The organism is Acidiphilium iwatense, assembly GCF_021556475.1.
GTDB lineage: Bacteria > Pseudomonadota > Alphaproteobacteria > Acetobacterales > Acetobacteraceae > Acidiphilium > Acidiphilium iwatense.
On sequence record NZ_JAKGBZ010000144.1, the window covers coordinates 1 to 1,231 of the forward strand.

General features: G+C 65.3%; 2 protein-coding genes. Both read left to right on the plus strand.

The window, feature by feature from the left end; all coding sequences use genetic code 11:
* A partial coding sequence (gfa, locus tag L2A60_RS20455; RefSeq protein ID WP_235706303.1) for an S-(hydroxymethyl)glutathione synthase occupies positions 1-511 on the plus strand: 511 nt, incomplete at its 5' end.
* A 17-nt stretch (positions 512-528) separates the two neighbouring features.
* Positions 529-1,231, plus strand: a 703-nt coding sequence (locus L2A60_RS20460) for an alcohol dehydrogenase catalytic domain-containing protein (protein WP_235706304.1), incomplete at its 3' end; no start/stop codon positions are given.

Sequence of the window (1,231 nt, forward strand, 5' to 3'; positions counted from 1 at the left end):
GGGTGGGACGCTGCGGTGTCACTGTCCGAGCCATCGGGTTGAGGTTCGGGTTGACGCGCAGGTTGCGCACAACCATGCGTGCGGGTGCACCAAGTGCTGGAAGCCTTCTGGGGCGCGGTTTTCGGTGGTGGCGGTGGTGCCGCGCGAGTCGGTGCATGTGGTGGAGAACGGCAACAAGCTGCACATCGTCGACCACAATGCCACGATCCAGCGCCATGCCTGCCGCGAGTGCGGGGTGCACATGTTCGGGCGGATCGAGAACAAGAACCACCCGTTTTACGGGCTGGATTTCATCCACACCGAATTGTCGAGCGAGCAGGGCTGGTCGGCGCCGGAATTTGCCGCGTTCGTGTCCTCGGTGATCGAGGGGGGGACCGATCCTGCGGAGATGGGGGCGATCCGGGCGCGGCTGCGCGACCTGGGGCTGGAGCCGTATGACTGCCTGTCGCCGCCGCTGATGGATGCGATCGCGACGCATGCGGCGAAGGCGTCTGGCGTGCTGCGGGCGTAGCGGGAAGGGCTGGGATCATGGAAGTTCGCGCGGCGATCGCGTGGCAGGCGGGCAAGACGCTGGAGCTTGGCACGGTGAAGCTGGAGGGTCCGAAGGCGGGGGAGGTTCTGGTCGAGGTGAAGGCGACCGGGATTTGCCATACCGACGAATACACGCTGTCGGGCGCGGACCCGGAGGGGTTGTTTCCGGCGATATTGGGGCATGAAGGGGCGGGCATCGTGGTCGATGTCGGGCCTGGAGTGACCAGCGTCGCCAAGGGCGATCACGTGATCCCGCTCTACACGCCGGAATGCCGGCAGTGCAAATCGTGCCTGTCGCGCAAGACCAATCTATGCACCGCGATCCGGGCGACCCAGGGCAAGGGGGTGATGCCGGACGGGACCAGCCGGTTTTCCTGCGCGGGCGATCCGGTGATGCACTATATGGGCTGCTCGACGTTTGCGAATTTCACGGTTCTGCCGGAGATCGCGGTGGCGAAAGTCCGTAAAGACGCGCCGTTCGACAAGATCTGCTACATCGGCTGCGGGGTGACCACCGGGATTGGTGCGGTGATCAACACGGCGAAGGTGCAGCCGGGCGACAATGTGGTGGTGTTCGGGCTGGGCGGGATCGGGCTGAACGTGATCCAGGGGGCGCGGCTGGCCGGGGCGAACATGATCGTGGGCGTCGATCTGAACAACGGGCGCAAGGCGATGGCCGAGAAGTTCGGGATGACGCACT